The organism is Mesorhizobium sp. L103C119B0 (assembly GCF_000502235.1).
Taxonomy (GTDB): domain Bacteria; phylum Pseudomonadota; class Alphaproteobacteria; order Rhizobiales; family Rhizobiaceae; genus Mesorhizobium.
Genome location: NZ_AYXE01000003.1, coordinates 75,948 through 95,030, shown reverse-complemented (window position 1 = coordinate 95,030; position 19,083 = coordinate 75,948). Strand labels below are relative to the sequence as shown.

Here is a 19,083-nt window from a genome sequence, read left to right as displayed (position 1 = left end):
AAGGCAAAGGACGGAGACAATGACGATCAATCTGCAAAAGCCGGACATCACCGAGCTCAAGCCGCGGATCACCGTATTCGGTGTCGGCGGCGGCGGCGGCAATGCCGTCAACAACATGATCACCGCGGGCTTGCGCGGTGTCGAGTTCGTCGTGGCCAACACCGATGCACAGGCGCTGACCATGTCGAAGGCCGAGCGGCTGATCCAGCTCGGCGCGCATGTCACCGAGGGGCTCGGCGCCGGCTCGCAGCCTGAAGTGGGCCGTGCGGCGGCGGAAGAGTGCATCGATGAGATCATCGATCATCTCTCCAACACCCATATGTGCTTCGTCACCGCCGGTATGGGTGGCGGCACCGGAACCGGTGCGGCTCCCGTGGTTGCCCGCGCGGCGCGCGAACGGGGTATCCTCACCGTCGGCGTCGTCACCAAGCCGTTCCATTTCGAAGGCCAGCGCCGCATGAAGACGGCGGATCTCGGCATCGAGGAGCTGCAGAAATGTGTCGATACCCTGATCGTCATCCCCAACCAGAACCTGTTCCGGCTGGCCAATGACAAGACCACCTTTGCCGACGCCTTCGCCATGGCCGACCAGGTGCTCTACTCCGGTGTTGCCTGCATCACCGACCTGATGGTCAAGGAAGGTCTGATCAATCTCGACTTCGCCGACGTGCGTTCGGTGATGCGCGAAATGGGCAAGGCGATGATGGGCACCGGCGAAGCTTCGGGCGAGGGCCGCGCGATGGCCGCCGCCGAGGCGGCGATCGCCAATCCGTTGCTCGACGAGACCTCGATGAGGGGCGCCAAGGGCCTGCTGATCTCGATCACCGGCGGCCGCGACCTGACCCTGTTCGAAGTCGACGAGGCCGCGACCCGCATCCGCGAGGAAGTCGATCAGGACGCCAACATCATCCTCGGCGCCACCTTCGACGAGGAACTCGAAGGCGTCATCCGCGTCTCGGTGGTCGCCACCGGCATCGACAAATCGGCAGCTGAAATTGCCGTGGCGCCGATCTCGATCCGGGCCGTGCCGCCGCAGCAGAAGCCGGTCAGCCGCCCAGCGGCTCCGGGGGCGGAAGGCCGTCCGGCACCGGTCCAGCAGCAGACCTATGAGCAGCGCGCGGCCGATCCGGTGGCCGAGGCGATCCAGCTTGCCGAGGCCAATGCGGCGGCAATGGCTCGTCCGGCGCCGATGGCCCAGGCGGAAGATTTCCGCCCGCAGAGCAAGATCTTCCAGGCCCCGCCTGCCCAGCCGCAGCCTGTCGTGCAGCAGGTGATGCAACCGGCGCCGATGCGGGAAATGCCGCAGCCGGTGGCTGCCGCACCGCAGCGCATGCCGCGGGTGGAGGATTTTCCGCCTGTGGTGCGGGCCGAGGTGGAAGCCAAGGGCCGTCCGGCCGACCATGAAAACAGCGGGCCGATGGGGCTGCTCAAGCGGCTGACCAACGGGCTGACGCGCCGCGAAGAAGAGCCGGCCCGGTTGCAGCCGGCACAGCCGCGCGAACCGAAACTGCGCCAGGCGGCGCCGGAAATGCGCCGCCTTGCCAGCCAGGATCCGCAGCTTTACGCGCCGCGCCGCGGCCAGCTCGACGATCAGGGCCGGTTGACGCCGCAGACCAGGTCGACCCAGGAAGACGACCAGCTGGAGATACCGGCTTTCCTGCGCCGCCAGGCCAACTGAGCCGTTAACGGTATGTAACACTTGTTAACAGGCAGACGAGAGATTGTCTGCCTGTTAACGTTTAAAGTGGTTTAATAACAAGGCGTTACGATGTGACGCTCAAGGTCTGTCGCGGTTACACAGAGTAAGAAACCGTGATTTGGAGTCTCCCTGACAGACCATTATCTTTGCCGCAGCACTTTCGGTGTGCTGGGATTCGGGGAAGTGGACCTGCCTGCCGATAAAAAAGAGCCGCGCCTTTTGGGTTAAAGCGGACTTAGGCGTTTGGGCTATGGGGTTTGTCTTGCAAGACTATCAGACGACACTGAAATCGCGTGCAACGCTGACCGGTACCGGCGTTCACAGCGGCAAACCGGTCACCGTCAATTTCCTCCCTGCGGACGCCGACACCGGCGTGCTCTTCCACCTTTCGAACGGAAGCGAGAGCCGCGAGTTCCGCGCGCTGGTTGCTGAAGTCGGCGCGACCGATCTCTGCACCATGCTCGGCGATCCGGCAGGCGAGCATATCGCCACCGTCGAACATCTGATGGCGACGCTTTTCGGGCTCGGCATCGACAACATCGTCATCGAGNGGCGAGCATATCGCCACCGTCGAACATCTGATGGCGACGCTTTTCGGGCTCGGCATCGACAACATCGTCATCGAGATCGACGGTCATGAGGTTCCGATCCTCGATGGCAGTGCGGTGGCGTTCGTGGAAGCCATCGACCAAGCCGGCATCGAGACGCTGGCGGTCAAGCGCCGCTACATCAGGGTGGTCAAGCCCGTCCGCATCGAGAATGGCGCGTCCTGGGCCGAGTTCAGGCCCTATAGCGGCACGCGCTTCGAGGTCGAGATCGATTTCGAAAGCCCGGCGATCGGCCGCCAGCTATTCGCCTCCGACATCAACCCCGACATCTTTCGCCAGGATATCGCGCGCGCCCGCACCTTCGGCTTCATGAAGGATGTCGAGCGGCTGTGGGCGGCCGGCTATGCGCTGGGCTCCTCGCTGGAGAACTCGCTGGTGATCGGCGACGACAACCGGGTGATCAACATGGGCGGCCTGCGCTACCCCAATGAGTTCGCTCGCCACAAGACGATGGACGCGATGGGCGATCTGGCGCTGGCCGGCGCCCGTTTCATCGGTTGCTTCCGCTCCTATCGCGGCGGTCACCGGATGAATGCGGCTGCTTTGCGGCGGCTTCTGTCCGACCGTTCGGCCTTCGAGGTCGTCGAGACCACGCGCCGCGAGCGCGGCCGCACCGCCGAGATGAGCGCCGTCACCGGCCCTGTCTTTGCGCCCTGGGTGATCTGATTCTTAACGATTTTCTGGCTTTCTGAACGCTGGCCGGTGTTGCACGAAAGCATCACCGGCCAGTGAAAGTGCGTAGCATTCGGGGCAACACCAAGCCGCCACAAAAATGTGCGATTGGCTAGACATAGCGTTGCTGGGCAAGGCAGTTATGGTTTATGGCTGCTGCCGTCTGTTAGGCGCATGTCGCTCAAAAGTGGGGATCAGTTTTGAGGGAACGCCATGCGAAAGGCATTGAACTAACGCCGAAAGGGCGCAATCCGATCATGTTCTTCAAGCGAGTTGGTCAATCGAAAGCGCCGTATCGGGCTGTTTTCCTGGCGCTTTCGGTGGTTGTGCCATCGCTGTTCCTCTCAGCCTGCATGTCGTCCGAGAAAGACGTCGACCTGTCGACCTATGTCGACCAGACCGAACCGGCCGACGTCCTTTACAATCAAGGCCTTGCCAATCTCAATGCCGGCCGCCTGGATGAGGCGAGCAAGAAGTTCGACGCCGTCGACCGCCAGCACCCGTATTCGGAATTCGCCCGCAAGTCGATGGTGATGGGCGCCTTCGCCGACTATCGCGCCGGCCGTTATGACGAAGCAATCGGCTCGGCCAAGCGCTATCTGACGCTTTATCCGTCGACCGACGACGCGGCTTACGCCCAGTATATTATCGGGCTGAGCTACTACAAGCAGATCAAGGACGTCACCCAGGATCAGAAGGAAGCACGCCAGACCGTGCAGACGATGCAGGATTTGGTGACGCGCTGGCCGACGTCGGAATATGTCGACGACGCCAAGGAAAAGATCCGTTTCGCCAACGACCAGCTGGCCGGCAAAGAGATGCAGATCGGCCGCTATTATCTCGAGCGGCGCGAATACATTGCTGCCGTCAAGCGCTTCCGCAACGTGGTCGAGAACTATTCCAACACCCGCCATGTCGAAGAGGCGCTGGCGCGTCTGGCCGAAAGCTACTACGCGATGGGCTTGACCTCGGAAGCGCAAACCGCCGCTGCGGTGCTCGGCACCAATTATCCCGACAGCCAATGGTACAAGGATACCTACAAGCTGTTGCAGAGCAACGGGCTTGAGCCGCGCGAGAATGCCGGATCGTGGATATCCAAGGCCGGCAAGCTGATCACCGGCGCCTGACGCCCGAGCATCGACTGAGGCGGAACGCGCTTTTCGGATTGATCCGACGCTCAAACAAAAAGATAGTGCGGCGCTGCGACTCCATCGGTCGCATGCCGCTTCACAGCGGTTCAGTGGTTTGATTGAGGCGCTGAACCGTCCTAACTTTTTGTTCTACGCAATTCCGGACGGAAAACCCCTACGCACTTTTCCTGGAATTGCTTGAGGTCCGGGTTCTGATGCTTTCCAGACTGTCGATCCGCGATATCGTCCTGATCGAGAAGCTGGATATCGACTTCCAGCCCGGCCTTTCCGTGCTGACCGGTGAAACCGGCGCCGGCAAATCCATCCTTCTCGACGCGCTGTCGCTGGCGCTTGGCGCGCGCGGCGACGCCTCGCTGGTGCGGCACGGTGCTGCCCAGGGCCAGGTCATTGCCGTCTTCGATGTGCCGCGCAACCACCCGGTGCGCGCGCTGCTGGCCGAAAACGCCATCGAGGATGACGGCGACATCATCCTGCGCCGGCTGCAGACCGCGGATGGCCGTACCCGTGTCTTCGTCAACGACCAGCCGTCCAGCGTCACGCTGATGCGCGACATAGGCCACGCGCTGGTCGAGATCCACGGCCAGCATGACGAGCGCGCCCTGGTCGATCCAGGCGCGCATCGCGAATTGCTGGACAGTTTTGGCGGCCATCTCGGCGCCGCCCGCGCGACCGGCGAGGCGTGGCGCTACTGGCGCGGCGCCGAGCAGGAGTTTGCCAGGCACCGCGCCAAGGTCGAGGCAGCGGCGCGCGAGGCCGATTATCTCAGGGCCTCGGTGGCGGAACTGGCAAAGCTCGATCCGCAGCCCGGCGAAGAGACACAGCTGGCGGAATTGCGTGCAACGATGATGCGGGCGGAAAAGATCGCCTCGGAAATACACGATGCACAGGATGTGCTGTCAGGCCCGTCCTCGCCGCTGCCGCAACTGGCCAGCCTGCTGAGGCGCCTGCAGCGCAAGGCCAGCGAAGCGCCGGGACTGCTCGAGGATGTGGTGAAGTCGCTGGACGAGGCGATGCTGTCACTGGATGCAGCGCAATCGGGCGTCGAGGCGGCACTGCGCGCCACCGAATACGACCCGCAGAGGCTGGAGAAGGCGGAGGAGCGGCTGTTTTCGCTGCGTGCGGCCTCACGTAAGCACAGTGTGGCCGTTGACGATTTGGCGCAACTGCGCGACACCATGTCCGCCGATCTCGCCGATCTTGATGCCGGCGAGGGGCGCCTGCATGTCCTGGAAAAGCAGGCCTCAGCGGCGCGAGAAGCCTACGATATTTCCGCAGCCCAGCTCTCCGCCCTTCGCCATGCGGCCGCGGTCGGCCTGACCAAGGCTGTGATGGCCGAATTGCCGGCGCTGAAGCTGGAACGGGCTGAGTTCATCGTCGAACTGGCCAGCGATGGCGAGAACCGCATGGAAGAAGGCATCGACCAGGTCGAGTTCTGGGTGCGCACCAATCCCGGCACCAGGCCTGGGCCGATGATGAAGGTCGCCTCCGGCGGCGAGCTGTCGCGCTTCCTGCTGGCGCTCAAGGTGGCGCTGGCCGACCGTGGCTCGGCGCCGACATTGGTCTTCGACGAGATCGACACCGGCGTCGGCGGCGCCGTGGCCGATGCGATCGGCCAAAGGCTGGCCAGGCTGTCGAAGCGCGTGCAGGTGCTGTCGGTCACGCATGCTCCGCAAGTGGCGGCACGTGCTGCGACGCATTTCCTGATCTCCAAATCCGGCGGCTCGGACAAGGTCGCCACCGGCATCGCCGAAATGGACCGGGCGGCGCGCCAGGAAGAGATCGCGCGCATGTTGGCCGGCGCTACCATCACCGACGAGGCGCGCGCAGCCGCGGAACGGCTGCTGCGCGAGAATATTGCTGCAGCGTAGTCGTCGCAAGGCTTTCGGACTGAGTCAGGATATGGCTCCATCCCGCTGTTCAGGAATGCTTTTTCCGAAATCCTGATTTATGGTGCCTCGCCACTGTCCAGGGACCGCTGCATGTCTGAAAAACCAGTCGAATCGTTGAGCGAAAGCGAAGCCGCGGATGAGCTCCAGCGGCTGGCCGAGGAGATCGCCGGTCATGACCGGCGCTATCATGCCGAGGACGCGCCGACGATTACGGACGCAGAATATGACGCGCTGCGGCGGCGCAATCTTGCCATCGAGGAGCGCTTTCCCGGTCTGGTGCGCGAGGATTCGCCCTCGCTGCGGGTCGGCGCCGCGCCGGCGGAAGGCTTTGCCAAGGTGCGCCATGCGGTGCCGATGCTCAGCCTCGCCAAGGCCTACACAGACGAGGACGTCACCGATTTCATCGAGCGTGGCCGGCGCTTCTTCGACCGCGACAAGGACCTCGACATCGCGTTTACGGCCGAGCCGAAGATCGACGGCCTGTCGGCGTCGCTGCGCTATGAACGCGGTGTGTTCGTGCAGGGTGCTACGCGCGGCGACGGCACTGTAGGCGAGGACATCACCGCCAATCTCAGGACCATCGCCGACATCCCCGCCAAGCTGAAAGGATCGGGCTGGCCCGAGACCATCGAGATCCGCGGCGAGGTCTACATGACCTATGCGGAATTCGAGGCACTGAAGGCCCGCTCGGCGGCGGTGGGCGGCCAGGACTATGTCAATCCGCGCAATACGGCAGCGGGCTCCTTGCGACAGAAGGATGCGTCCGTCACCGCCAGCCGCAATCTTAAATTTTTTGCCTATGCCTGGGGCTATACGACAGCGGATCCGGCGCCGACCCAATATGATTCGGTGCAGAAATTCGCCGAATGGGGGTTCAAGGTCAGCCCATTGATGGTGCGGGCGAAGTCTGTCGAGGAGCTGATCGCGCACTACCACAAGATCGAGGAGCTGCGTTCGTCGCTCGGCTACGACATCGACGGTGTCGTCTACAAGGTCGACCAGCTGGAATTGCAGCGTCGCTGGGGCTTTGTCACCGGCGAGCCGCGCTGGGCGGTTGCGCATAAATTCCCGGCCGAACAGGCGATGACGACGGTGCAGAAGATCGACATCCAGGTCGGCCGTACCGGTACGCTGGCGCCGGTGGCGCGGCTAGCGCCGGTCACGGTCGGCGGCGTGGTGGTCGAAAACGTCACGCTGCACAATGAGGACTACATCAAGGGTTTTGACAGCAACGGCTTGCCGATTCGCGACGGCATCGATGTCCGCATCGGTGACACGGTTGTCATACAACGGGCGGGCGATGTCATTCCGCAGATCGTCAGCGTCGTCGTCGACAAGCGGCCGGCTGATGCGGTGCCTTACGAATTCCCGCACATTTGTCCGGTCTGCGGCTCGCCGGCGACGCGCGAAATCAACGAGAAGACCGGCAAGGAGGATTCGCGCCGGCGCTGCACCGGCGAGCTGATCTGCGCCGCGCAGGCCGTGGAGCGGCTGCGTCATTTCGTGTCGCGCGGCGCGCTCGACATCGAGGGGCTGGGCGCCGAGAATATCGACCTGTTCTTCAATTCGGGACTGGTCAAGACCGCCGCCGATATCTTCACCCTCAGGGATCGCCGCCCGGCCGTCACCAGGGCGCTGGCCGAGCGGCGCGAGGAGCAGGCTAGGCAGCGCGAGGCGGCATCGGGCAAGGCGCGCAAGAATGTGCGCGGTGTCGAGAACCGCAATTATGAAGGCCTCGACAAGCTGTTCGCGGCCATCGATTCGCGCCGCGAGCCGGAGCTCGACCGCTTCATCTTCGCACTCGGCATCCGCCATATCGGCGAAACGACGGCGGCCGTGCTTGCCCGGACGTTTTCGACCATCGAGGAGCTGATCCGCGTCGGCAAGGAAACGGCGGCGGCTGAGGATCCGCACAGCGTCTTCCCCTCCATCAACGGCATTGGCGACACGGTGATCGACGCGTTGCGCGATTTCTTCGGCAATGAACGCAATGACGACGTGCTCGACAGACTGCTCGAACAGGTCAAGCCGAAGCCGTATGTCGTCACCGTGTCGACCGACAGCGAGGTTGCCGGCAAGACCATCGTCTTCACCGGCACGCTGGAAAAGATGACACGCTCCGAAGCCAAGGCGATGGCCGAACGGCTCGGCGCCAAGGTGGCGGGTTCGGTGTCGGCGAAGACCGATCTGCTGGTGGCCGGGCCGGGCGCTGGCTCCAAACTGAAGCAGGCCAGCGAACTCGGCGTCGAAGTCATCGACGAGGACACATGGCTGCAACGGGTCGGCAAGGCATGATGGCCGGTTCGTTCAAAGGGTTCGGGCAAAAGGCCATACCGTTCCTCAAGGCGCTCGACTTCCACCAGAGCCGCGAATGGTTCCAGGAAAACCGCGCGCTTTACGACAGCGAGTTGCATGAGCCGTTCTGCGATCTGGTCGAGACGCTGACCGAGCGCTTCGCGGCGGCGGGTCTGGGCTTGCGCGGTGACCGCAAGAAGTCACTGTTTCGCATCAACCGCGACGTGCGCTTCGCCAAGGACAAGCGGCCCTACAACCAGCATTTGTCGGCCATGCTGTCGCCGGACGGCACCAAGATGGAGCAGGGCGTGTTCTTCGTCTATGTCGGGATCGACCGCTGCTTTGCCGATGTCGCCTGGTGGAATCCGGAGCCGTCCCTGCTGCTGGCGATGCGCAAGGCGATCATCGCCCGGCCGGCCGACTTCCGAAAACTGCTTTCAACCCTTAGGAAAAACGGCTTCGAACTCGAAACCGAGGGCCGCATGAAGCGCACGCCGCGCGGCTTCGAGCAGGTCAACGAACCCGATCTTGTCGACGCCATCCGCAACCGGCACTTCTATGTCCAGCACATGATCGATCCGGCTGGAATTCACGCGCCGACGCTGGTCGACGAGCTTGTCGATTTCGCCTCGCGCGCCAAGCCGCTGCTTCACTGGGGCAGGGCGATCCAGGGCACGGCACCGCAGAGCTAGAGTCTTTCACGTTTTGATGGAAGCGTGTCCAGCGTTAGTGAAGTACTTGCCGCATTCTGCGGCCTCAGTGGTAACGGCTGCGCCAGCAGCAAACTGTGTTCCGCCCCTAATTTCCCCGCCTACTTTCCCCGCTTGTCATGACGCCGTCTAAAGCGTGACGGTAGTGTGCTGAGAGTTCTGCAAATGGTTGTGTGCGTCAAGTTCTGCAAAATGGGGCAGCCATGATGCTGGTCATGCGGCTTGGCGCAGAGCGAGTTTCTTGTGCTCGCGCAGGTCGTCCGTGTTGATGTATCGGTTGGCCTCCATCCAGTTTTCATTGGTCTCGACGGCCAACGCCCTGACCAAACACAGGCAGCTTTCGGTGTTGGGGAAGATGCGCACGACATAGGTGCGCCGGCGGATTTCCTCGTTGAGCCGCTCCAGCATGTTGGTGGATTTGAGATGCTTGTGGTGCTGTCTGGGCAGCCTGAAGAAGGTCAGGGTTTGTTCGATGGCATCCTCGGCCCAGCCTGTCAGGCGCGGATAGCGTGCNGAGCCAGCGCAATTCCTGCAGGCAGTCGTCGCCGTGCTTCCTCGGCAGATGATCGAGCGCGTTCCTGAGGAAGTGGACGTAGCAGCGCTGCCAGGCGGCTTCGGGGATCACCTCGCCGATCGCCGCGACCAGGCCGGCATGGTCGTCGGACACGGCGAGTTCGACGCCTTTGAGACCGCGTCGTTTCAAGCCGACGAGGAAGTCCTTCCAGGCCGAGCGGCTCTCGCGATTGGCCATCTCCACGGCCAGGATCTGCCGGCGCCCGTCCCAGTCGATGCCGACCGCGATCAGCACCGCCTGGCTCATCACGATGCCGGCTTCGCGCACTTTCTCGTAGCGGGCATCGAGAATGAGGTAGGGGAATGGCTCCTGAAGCGGTCGTTCGGCAAACGCCTTCAGGCTCTCGTCCAAGCGCTTGTTGATGGCCGAGATCGACGAAGCCCAGAACGCATGACCGCACAGCTCTTCCGTGATCGCCTTGACCTTGCGGGTCGACACGCCCTGCACATACATCTCCGCAAGCGTCGCAACCAAGGCCCGCTCCGAACGCTGGTAGCGCTCGAACAGCTCGGTGGAGAAGTGACCCGCCCGGTCCTGTGGAACCCGCAGCTCAAGCTTGCCCACCCGGGTGACCAGGGTGCGGCCGTAGTAACCCGAGCGATGCCCAAGGCGCTCAGGCGTGCGTTCGCCCTTCGAAGCACCCAGCGCCTCCTCCATCTCGGCCTCGAGAACCTCCTGCATTACCGAACGGATCACTTCGTGCAGCCCCTCCGGGTTCGAAAGCAGAATGTCTTTGACGGCAGCGCTGGCCGATTTACCTTCTGTCTTGGTCATGGTGGCGTTCCTTCCAGGGAATCGGTGACGTTGAACATCACCAGCCTGCNACCGCACAGCTCTTCCGTGATCGCCTTGACCTTGCGGGTCGACACGCCCTGCACATACATCTCCGCAAGCGTCGCCACCAAGGCCCGCTCGGAACGCTGGTAGCGCTCGAACAGCTCGGTGGAGAAGCGCCCCGCCCGGTCCTGCGGAACCCGCAGCTCAAGATAAGAGCCACGCCAGAAAGCTGCCCAGATCGTCGGCCACGTGGAGCCGGCCACCCGCCTCTCCGACGTCCGGCAACTGCGACGACGCGCTAGCGTGTTCATAGAGCGTCTGCACGAAGACGAGTCCAGAGGCCCCAAAATCCGTGTTGCTGGTTGACACGATTACTGAGGGAAAAAGCTAATCGAAGAGCGTTCCGAGACGCGACAGATTCGCGCCTCTTTCCGGGGCACGACGTGATTTTGTCCACATCGCGCATGCTCGATATATGCCTGACGGCGGCCGATATCATAGCGGCATTCGTCAGCAACAATTCAGTGCCGGTTACCTAGCTTCCTGACCTAATTGCTTTGGTCCATTCATCTCTTGCCGGCTTGGTTAGCGGCAAGATTGCACCGCCGGCTGGAGTGCGCCCCTGCGGGTGGACAGATTGGGTTTGAGGGATTTACCAGTGCTGTCGGGTTTTCGGAGAGAGAACCATGGCAAGACACCGCAGTTACAGCATCACGTTCAAGCGTCAGCTTGTTCAGGAATATCTGTCGGGCGATACGTTTCACAGCTTGGCGCAACGGCACGACATCACCCGCACACTGATCCGGATCTGGGTTGGCAAGTATGAAGCAGGCGGCTTGGACGAAGATGTGGCCTCAGCAGCTCTGATCACGGAATACGAGGCGCGGATTGCCGCGCTTGAGCGACTTGTCGGCAAGCAGGCTCTGGAACTGGAGTTTCTAAAGGGGGCTCTGAAAAGCGCTCCGCGGCCGAAAAGCGGGATTACGTCCGTCATCACCGGCCCCGTGGTCTCAGTGTCGCCAAAGCTGCCGCTGATGGGTATGGCGCGTTCCAGCTTCTATGACGGTCCCGAAAGGCCAGCCGACGACACCGCCATCGTCGAGGCGATGGTCTCGATCTGCGACGAGTTCGAGTTCTACGGCTATCGCCGCGTGGGTGCGGCGCTGCGTCAGCAAGGCGTGGTCGTGAACCACAAGAAAATCCGCCGCCTGATGGTCGAGCATGATCTGGTGCCCAGGATGAGGCGCCGATTCGTCGCCACTACCGACAGCAATCATGACAGCCCGATCTTCTCCAACCTGGCGAAGGACTTCGTCCCGACGGGTCCGAACCAGCTTTGGGTGGCCGACATCACCTATGTCGCGCTGCCCGCCCGCTTCGTTTATGTCGCCGTCGTTCTCGACGCATGGTCGCGCATGATCGTCGGCTACGCCATTGGCCGATCGATCGACGCCCGCCTGACGATGGCTGCCTTAAGCGCCGCAGTCGAGCGCAGAATGCCGCCGCCAGGCTGCGTTCATCACTCCGATCGAGGCTCCCAGGGCGGATTCAAACGGTCGTCGCAACAGGGTCGATTTCTCTTTTCATGAGCCATTGGTCAAGCGCTTCAGCTGGNGGGCGGATTCAAACGGTCGTCGCAACAGGGTCGATTTCTCTTTTCATGAGCCATTGGTCAAGCGCTTCAGCTGGCGTCTTCCAGCCGAGCGCTTTTCGAGGTCTCGCGTTGAGCGTCGCTGCGACGGCAGCGATCGTTGCGGCGCTATGCGCGCTCAGGTCCGTGCCTTTCGGAAAATACTGGCGCAGCAGCCCATTGGTGTTCTCGTTGGTGCCGCGCTGCCAAGGACTCTGGGGATCGCAGAAGTAGACCTGGATCCCTGAGTCGATTTTGAGGGCAGCGTGTTGGGCCATCTCGGCGCCCTGATCCCATGTCAACGAGCGACGAAGTTCCGTGGGCAGGGTTGCGATGGTGCGCGTGATGGCGTCACGGACAGCCTCCGCACCATGCCCGGCGAGGGCCGGTCCATTCCTGGAGCGTGGTGCTTCGCCGTGGCCGTCCAGTCGCGGTAGGTGCAGCAGCATCGTGAACCGTGTCGTGCGCTCCACGAGCGTACCGATCGCCGAACTGCCAAGCCCGAGGATAAGATCGCCTTCCCAATGTCCGGGGACTGCACGGTCATCCGCTTCAGCCGGGCGCTGACTGATCATGATCTCGGATGACACGAAGCCCTTGCCACGCAGGCCGACGCGCGCCCGTGGCGTCCGCAGGGCTCGCCCAGTCCGCAGGCATGCCGTCAACTCTCGCCGCAGCGCTCCTCGACCTTGGACGAAGAGGGCTTGATAGATGGCTTCGTGGCTGATCCGCATCGTCTCGTCATCCGGGAAATCTATCGCCAGACGCTGGGCGATCTGCTCTGGGCTCCATGCCTTGCCCCATCTTCTATCCTTTCGTTGCCCATGCCGGCGTCCGATCCAGGGGACCGTAGGACCAGGAGCGACTATTCCGTCAGGTGCCGCGACTGTTCCGGCAAGCCTTTCCTCGACATAGAGGCGCAGGGCCTGGTTCAGCGCAAGCTTGGCAATCTTCGGGCGCCGGCCTGATCGCTCGGCGTGCCATTGGGCAGTCGACGCACGATACTCCAGGCCACCGCTGCGCGTGGCAGCATTGCGGCGCAACTCGCGGGAAATCGTTGAGGCGGATCGACCAAGGCGGCGACCGATGTTGCGCATCGAAAGGCCCTGGACGCGAAGAATTGCGATCTCTTCACGTTCCGCGAAAGAGAGATACCGGCCGCAGGGCAGCTTGGCCGAAGATCTGAACATCGATGGGGGCATACCGCCTGCCTTTCGCAACAATCTTGCTCCGACAGGCTGCGATATGCCGGCCTCCAACGCAGCATTCTCGCTGGGCATCCCTCGGGCAATCCCCAACCAAAATCGCCGAAGTTCGGATCGCCCCGCTTCTGGCGGCCGTCCAGGTGATGGCAACGGCGCTCGTCCAGATTGGTGTGATCGCCGCTTTTGAATAGTCATCGCAACCTCCAATGTCAGAGTGTTGCGACGACCGTTTGAATCCGCCTTGCGATCCCTGGTCGGAATGATGCAGCAGGCTGTCGGGCTTGCCTCGGCGCCAGATCGCCATGATGAGTGCATCGGTGACGAGCTGGGCCGTCATCTCGGCCTTCATCGCCCAGCCGACGACCCGCCGGGAGAACAGGTCGATCACAGCAGCAACGTAAAGCCAACCTTCTGCGGTCCAGATATAGGTGAAGTCGGCGATCCACTTCTGGTTCGGTGCCGATGCCTCGAAGGCGCGGTCGAGGAGGTTGTCCGACACTGCCGCTCGCTCGCCGATGTCCTTCGGCAGCCCACGACGCCGTGGTCGGGCACGCAGCCCGTTCTCCCGCATGAGCCGCTCGATACGATGCAGGCCGCAGGAAAGCCCCTCGGCCAACACATCATGCCACACGCGGCGAGACCCATAGGTGCGGTCGCTACTCTTGAAGCTGCGGTCGATCCTGGAAACGAGGATCTCGTCATGGCGGGAGCGAGCGCTGGGGCTGCGGTTGAGCCAGGCGTGGAAGCCTGAACGGGACACATCCAGCGCACTGCACAGCCATGCCACCGGCCAGATATTCCGGTGCCTCGCGATGAAAGCGAACCTCACGTCACTTCCCTCGCGAAGTAGGCTGCGGCCTTTTTTAGGATGTCGCGCTCCGCCTTCAGCTTCGCCACTTCCTTGCGCAGCCGGTCGATCTCCTGCTGCTCTGGCTTCATCTGCCCATGACCGGGAAACGCATGCTGCGGATCGGTCGACAGCTCGCGCACCCATTTGCGCAGCACATTCTCGTGGAGATCGAGGTCGCGGGCAGCCTGAGCCACCGCTACGCCCCGATCCTTGATCAATCTTACCGCCTCAAGCTTGAACTCGCGGCTGAATTTCCTTCTCTGCATTCCAACTCTCCAGTTCCGTTAAACACCTTATCTCGGTGTCCACGAAACCGGCAGCATGCCATTCGGAGGCTGGGATCGTATGACGTGCTTTGCCCGAGTAAACCCAGAGTGCAGGAAAACGACGTTTCTTCTAAATGATCTTCCGACTGCCGGTGATGAACGGCCCGATGTTGGGGAAATTCGGCTTGAGACCTCTGTAGTATGGTATGCGAAGCTAAGGTCGTTCCCGCCTTAGAGCAGCGATCTAACAGCAAGGGACTTGGACAGGGCAGATGCAAGGAATCCTAGGCTGTGGGAGAGCGTTAAGCACACAATGTAGATCCAAAATAGCGATCGCTGCGCAATGCCCGTGCGGAGGAAGTTGAATGTCGGGAAACATGAAGTCTGTCTGGGAGCATGTCGAGGCTCACAAGTCCAGGTTCCAAGAGTTAAGTGACAGGATCTGGAATCGCCCTGAGCTGAACTATCAGGAGTTCTTTGCTGCGAGCGAACATAGCCTCGCGCTCGCCTCGGAGGGCTTTGCGGTAACGGAAGCGTTGGCGGACATTCCGACCGCGATGATGGGTGAGGCCGGCAATGATGGCCCCGTAATAGCGATACTTGGTGAGTACGATGCGTTACCGGGTCTGAGTCAGGAGCCGGGACTGGCGATAGAGTGCCCTCTCCTTGCCGGCGGTGCTGGGCACGGTTGCGGTCACAATATGCTTGGTTCCGCCTCTCTCTTGGCTGCTGTCGCGGTGAAGGAGTGGCTGGCCCAAGCCGGACTGCCCGGCCGAGTACGCTACTACGGTTGCCCCGCCGAAGAAGCTGGATCTGGGAAGAGCTTTTTGGTTCGCGCCGGCGCGTTCGATGACGTCGACGTGGCAATTAGTTGGCACCCTTGCGACTTCACGGGCGTCTGGATTGATCCTTCGCTGGCCTGCATAGAGATGGACTTCACCTTTCATGGCCGTGCTGCTCACGCGGCTTCGGCACCGCACCTTGGACGAAGCGCACTCGATGCAGTCGAGTTGATGAACGTCGGTGTGAATTATATGCGCGAGCATATGCCCTCTTCGGCTCGCGTCCATTATGCTCTAATCGACGGCGGAGGCATCGCGCCGAACGTCGTGCAGCCGCGCGCCGTGGTTCGCTATCTTGTTCGGGCACTCACTCTCGATGAGATGTGGAGCCTGCTCGAACGGGTTAAGAAGGTTGCTGAAGGGGCGGCGCTTATGACCGAGACCTCCGTGGATATGAGACAGCTATCCGGCGAGGCAAACTTGGTCAGAAACGCGCCGTTAGAGGAGTCTATGCACGCGAATCTGCTCCAGTTGGGGGGGCCAAGGTTCGACAGCTTAGACAAAGAATTCGCCCAGGAAATCCAGCAAACTTTGGCGCCAAACGATATCCGGTCGTCCTACGGTCGCCACGGGCTGCCGGTTGGCTTCGAACCTCTATATGAGCAAGTCTACCCGCTGCAAGGCTCCCGCACCGAATCCATGGGATCCACCGACGTGGGAACCGTGAGCTGGGTTGTCCCGACCGTACAGTGCTTGGTCGCATGCTACGCGGTGGGAACGCCCGGTCATTCTTGGCAGCTCGTTGCACAGGGCAAAACCCCCGCCGCACATAAGGGGATGATCCTTGCTGCAAAGGCGATGGCGGGCGTTGCTTTCGACATCTTTTCAAATCCCGTTCTGTTGTCGGCAGCAAAAGACGCACTCAAACGTTTTCGTGATGGTAATGACTTCACAAACCCCGTTGGGCCGGAAGCGGTGCCGCCTCTGAAAATGGCGCAATGACAGGCTACTCCAGTTATTTCGTGCCGGCGTCAGTGATCCGCACGCTGAAGAAGGTGTAGCAGGCTAACTGTGAGCGCTGGCAGCGCCGCGACCTGTCGGCTTGACGCTATGTCTACACGCTAGGTCTACATCTGTGTCGATGGGTCTCCATTGAGGCACGCAGGGACGACGCTGCCGCTTACATGCTGGTCTCATCTGAGCGACGCCAGGTTCATTTCCTCCGAGCCATCGCCTGCTTTGGCCCAGGTCCTTAGGCGATGGACGCAATTATCAGCCGACAAAGACTCGTAATGTCGTAGATGGGCAGTTTGGTAATTCGGCGGATCGAAGGCGCGGTCAAGGGAAATGCGGTGCATTCGAACAGAATGGCCCCGATCTCCGGGTGGGCGGCTCGGAGGCGGGCAACGCAGGCGTCGACATCCGTCTGAACTGCGACAACGTCGGTCGGCGGTAGCGGACGCTTCATGCCGTCGCGCCAGTACTTGCCTCCTTCGATGCCGCCGATCACGATTCTAGCCCGCTCAGCCAAATCATCGACACCAAGCAGGTCTTCGCCACAATGCGTTGAGTCGTAGGTCAGAACGGCGAGCTTGGCGGGCGGCGGCAACTGGCGAAGCAACGCCGGCAACAGAAGCAGGCTCGACATCGCCACGGGAACATTCACGGACGCGGCCACCGCCGGCTGATGCCGAATAGAGAAGCCGCAGTCCGAACTAATGGCTACGGCGCCTCGTTCGACTAGGCGTCGGGCAGCTGCGATGTAGGCCGATTCGAGGGTGGGATCGCCGCAGACGACATTTTCTACCCAAGCTCCTGACACAGTCTCTAAGATGACGGGGAAGTCGAAGGTCGCGGGATTCATCATCGACCCCGGCAACGGCGTCAGCGGCATGGCGTCAAGCGGCAACCCGCTTTCGAGACACAAAATTCCAAGGCTCGGTGAGTTCACGATTTTACACATAGAGTAGATATTCTACACCTTCCAACGGAATGGCTTTGACACGGGGTGGTCCTAGTGTGGCCCAAATTGCGCGTTTTGATCGAGAAATTAGAAGCTTTTCTGCGATCGAGCTCGTATCGCCATGTAGCCCGGCGATGAGAATCGCCCCTCAATCGTAACTGCCGTTGGCAAAAACTAGGGCGGCGATCAGTCCGAAAGGACCGATACATCATCCAGCAGGCACCCTGGCATGCTCCCTTCGAGGCGGCAAGCAGTCAGACGCTAACGAAATTGTTGAGCCAGCCAAGCGGGTCTGTCACAAGATCCAGAAATTCGCGAAGACGCACAAGTCTGTCCGACGCACAGCCTGTGCATCGCTCTCACTTTGCTCGCGTCGAGGCGGGAAGTCAGACGCTTCATTGCAATGCTTCGTATTCTCCTCCGTGGCGCGCAGCGGGACGTCGATGCACTAATCGTATTAAATTCATCCAACATTACTTATCTTACAGGCTACACGGCCTTGTCTGGCTACGTCCCACAAGGTGGTGGTTTCAATTCACCAAGAGGAGCCTTCGTTCATAGTGCGCAAAATGGATGCGCCGGCTGCCCTTCATCAAACGTTCTTGCAGCGTGACAAAGTAATCGCCTATCCAGAAGCACTTATTGGCAACCCGGACAAAGACGGCTTCGACAGTATCATAGATTTCCTTTATAGCGCTGGCGTCGTTAACGGCGGCGTCGGGCTTGAGCTCGGCAACCTCACGGCGCCTTCGGCGGAGAAGTTCAAAACGAATTTCAAAACGCGACTCCCACAAGCGAAGATTGTGGATTGCACCGGCGCCGTAACGTGGATCCGAATGGTCAAGTCCGATCTTGAGATATCTGTCATGAAGGAGGCGGCCGCCATCACCGATGCAGGAATCATTCGGTGCCGCGGAAGTGATACGTGATGGAGTGCGGGAAGCTGACGCGATCGCCGAAATCGTGGCAACGCTCGTGCACGGCGCCAATGGCAAGTCCGGAACGTCACTGGCAATACCCCATTTATGCTCGTCGCCTCGTACGGGGGCAAGCCACATCACATGGAGCGAGGATGTCTTTCGTCAAGGATCGCAAATAAATCTTGAGATCTCGGGTGTGCGCCATGGCTACACTGCCCCGATTAGCCGGACCTTCTCTATTGGCCGGTCCTCCGAGCGCCTGCGCCGCGTACATGAGGCTCAGGTCGCCGGCCTGGAGGCGGCGCTAAGCACGATTCGCGCGGGACGTACCTGCAGCGACGTCGCCGAAGCAGCCTATCGCGCAATTGAGAGGCTTGGCTTTAAGAAAGAGTCCCGATGTGGCTATCCTGTTGGAATTGATTGGACGGAGCCGACGCCAGCCTGAAGGAAGGGGACTTGACAGTGCTGGAGCCGAACATGACCTTCCACGTGCATCTGGGCAACTGGGCTATTGATGAGGAATTCGGGTATGTTATCAGCGAGTGTGTTCGCGTAACTGAGTCTGGCGTGGAAGTGCTTACAAGCGCGCCTCGGGAGGTTTTTGAGCTTTAACCTGACCCAACGCCTATACCTAATTCGCATGGCTGACGAGTGATAAGCGCTGCACTAGGCAGCAGAATCCAGCAAGGCAGCCGGGCTCAGGAGCTATTTGGTTTGAGTTGTGATTCATTGTCTCCGACATTTGCGCCGCTCAGGACCTGAGCCATCCATGGGTGTGGTTGGCCAAGCAGAACTCCAGCTTCGGCTGACTTCGAGCGGAACTAGCCTGAAAAATTCATGGCAGGTTGACGATGTGGAGCAAAGCGTTGAAATCGCGTAGGATTTGGTTGCTTACTTCCGGCTGTTCCTGCAGGTTGGCGCCTACTGGCTGATGTGGGGCCTGCGCGCCGCGATGCCGAGGCGACCGAGCTTTGCCGTCGCCCAATTCGACAAGCTGCGATTGCGCCTCATCGAAATCGCAGCGCGGTGGTCGAGATGAAAACGCAAATCCGCCTGCACCTGAGACATCCTGCCCCGACCAGCGCATCCTTT

Annotated in this window: 11 protein-coding genes and 5 pseudogenes; 11 read left to right on the top strand and 5 right to left on the bottom strand. The window is 61.3% G+C overall.

The genetic code is table 11. The features are described from left to right. Nucleotides 1-19 precede the first annotated feature (19 nt). The 6 genes and pseudogenes from ftsZ (at nucleotide 20) to X728_RS161085 (ending at nucleotide 9,006) form a co-directional block, all read left to right on the top strand. On the top strand, nucleotides 20-1,678 hold the full coding sequence (gene ftsZ / locus X728_RS161065; protein WP_023830768.1) for a cell division protein FtsZ: 1,659 nt from the start codon (nucleotides 20-22) through the stop codon (nucleotides 1,676-1,678). 271 nt (nucleotides 1,679-1,949) lie between these two features. Beyond that, nucleotides 1,950-2,973 (top strand): annotated as a pseudogene (gene lpxC / locus X728_RS01000000166310) (UDP-3-O-acyl-N-acetylglucosamine deacetylase). A gap of 263 nt (nucleotides 2,974-3,236) precedes the next feature. Next, nucleotides 3,237-4,106, top strand: a complete 870-nt coding sequence (locus X728_RS161070) for an outer membrane protein assembly factor BamD (protein WP_023668284.1) — start codon at nucleotides 3,237-3,239, stop codon at nucleotides 4,104-4,106. A gap of 218 nt (nucleotides 4,107-4,324) precedes the next feature. Beyond that, complete coding sequence (gene recN / locus X728_RS161075) at nucleotides 4,325-5,998, top strand: DNA repair protein RecN (RefSeq protein ID WP_023668285.1); 1,674 nt, start codon at nucleotides 4,325-4,327, stop codon at nucleotides 5,996-5,998. A gap of 111 nt (nucleotides 5,999-6,109) precedes the next feature. Then, nucleotides 6,110-8,314 (top strand): NAD-dependent DNA ligase LigA, encoded by a 2,205-nt coding sequence (gene ligA, locus X728_RS161080; protein WP_023804333.1) that lies wholly within the window; start codon nucleotides 6,110-6,112, stop codon nucleotides 8,312-8,314. Beyond that, entirely contained in the window at nucleotides 8,314-9,006 is a 693-nt protein-coding gene (locus X728_RS161085) for a TIGR02453 family protein (protein ID WP_023830767.1), read from the top strand. Before ligA ends, X728_RS161085 begins: the two co-directional genes overlap by 1 nt. Nucleotides 9,007-9,237: 231 nt before the next feature. Here X728_RS161085 and X728_RS01000000166305 read toward each other — a convergent pair. Continuing rightward, nucleotides 9,238-10,372 (bottom strand): annotated as a pseudogene (locus X728_RS01000000166305) (IS256 family transposase). A 50-nt stretch (nucleotides 10,373-10,422) separates the two neighbouring features. Then, nucleotides 10,423-10,584: pseudogene (locus tag X728_RS01000000166300) on the bottom strand (IS256 family transposase); the annotation flags it as partial. A gap of 477 nt (nucleotides 10,585-11,061) precedes the next feature. On the opposite strand from X728_RS01000000166300, the gene X728_RS1000000168355 reads away from it, so the two are divergent. Continuing rightward, nucleotides 11,062-11,964 (top strand): IS3 family transposase, encoded by a 903-nt coding sequence (locus X728_RS1000000168355; RefSeq protein WP_081732316.1) that lies wholly within the window; start codon nucleotides 11,062-11,064, stop codon nucleotides 11,962-11,964. Between the two features lie 34 nt (nucleotides 11,965-11,998). Here X728_RS1000000168355 and X728_RS161090 read toward each other — a convergent pair whose 3' ends face one another. Both X728_RS161090 and X728_RS0134230 read right to left on the bottom strand, forming a co-directional pair. Continuing rightward, nucleotides 11,999-13,405, bottom strand: coding sequence for an IS30 family transposase (locus X728_RS161090; RefSeq protein WP_031194865.1), 1,407 nt, complete (start codon nucleotides 13,403-13,405; stop codon nucleotides 11,999-12,001). Between the two features lie 46 nt (nucleotides 13,406-13,451). Next, nucleotides 13,452-14,326: pseudogene (locus X728_RS0134230) on the bottom strand (IS3 family transposase); the annotation flags it as partial. A gap of 365 nt (nucleotides 14,327-14,691) precedes the next feature. On the opposite strand from X728_RS0134230, the gene X728_RS161100 reads away from it, so the two are divergent. Then, on the top strand, nucleotides 14,692-16,110 hold the full coding sequence (locus X728_RS161100; protein WP_023830762.1) for a M20 family metallopeptidase: 1,419 nt from the start codon (nucleotides 14,692-14,694) through the stop codon (nucleotides 16,108-16,110). Nucleotides 16,111-16,360: 250 nt separating this feature from the next. Here X728_RS161100 and X728_RS1000000171355 read toward each other — a convergent pair whose 3' ends face one another. Further along, on the bottom strand, nucleotides 16,361-17,071 hold the full coding sequence (locus X728_RS1000000171355; protein WP_023830761.1) for a hypothetical protein: 711 nt from the start codon (nucleotides 17,069-17,071) through the stop codon (nucleotides 16,361-16,363). A 569-nt stretch (nucleotides 17,072-17,640) separates the two neighbouring features. On the opposite strand from X728_RS1000000171355, the gene X728_RS1000000171350 reads away from it, so the two are divergent. The 3 genes and pseudogenes from X728_RS1000000171350 to X728_RS1000000171340 form a co-directional block, all read left to right on the top strand. After that, nucleotides 17,641-18,000, top strand: a complete 360-nt coding sequence (locus X728_RS1000000171350; RefSeq protein ID WP_023830760.1) for an aminopeptidase P family N-terminal domain-containing protein — start codon at nucleotides 17,641-17,643, stop codon at nucleotides 17,998-18,000. Then, on the top strand, nucleotides 17,963-18,436 hold the full coding sequence (locus X728_RS1000000171345; RefSeq protein ID WP_245266072.1) for a M24 family metallopeptidase: 474 nt from the start codon (nucleotides 17,963-17,965) through the stop codon (nucleotides 18,434-18,436). The genes X728_RS1000000171350 and X728_RS1000000171345 overlap by 38 nt, the downstream gene beginning before the upstream one ends. A 450-nt stretch (nucleotides 18,437-18,886) precedes the next feature. Then, a pseudogene (locus X728_RS1000000171340) lies at nucleotides 18,887-19,053 on the top strand (transposase); the annotation flags it as partial. Nucleotides 19,054-19,083: the final 30 nt, after the last annotated feature.